Below are 237 nucleotides of genomic sequence, written 5' to 3' on the forward strand. Positions count from 1 at the left end.
GGGACTGACCCCAAAAAGTGAGAATTTAATAAAAACACCCTAGGGCTACCGTCTCCGGTATTCAACCGGAGACAGGTAGTCCAATTTTTGTTGGATTCTATTTTCATTATAATATTTGATGTAATTTTCTACAATTTGAATTACAATAGAAGATGAAGTTATTACTTCATCTTTTATGTAGAAAGCTTCGCACTTTAGGGAAGAATGGAAGCTTTCGATGGGCGCATTATCTGCGGG

General features: G+C 37.1%; 1 protein-coding gene. It reads right to left on the reverse strand.

The features are described from left to right. Positions 1-45: 45 nt before the first annotated feature. On the reverse strand, positions 46-237 hold a 192-nt coding region (locus tag HMPREF2917_RS10960), incomplete at its 5' end, for an IS3 family transposase (RefSeq protein WP_141751552.1).

It is taken from the genome of Streptococcus sp. HMSC061E03 (assembly GCF_001813505.1).
In the GTDB taxonomy this organism is placed as follows: domain Bacteria; phylum Bacillota; class Bacilli; order Lactobacillales; family Streptococcaceae; genus Streptococcus.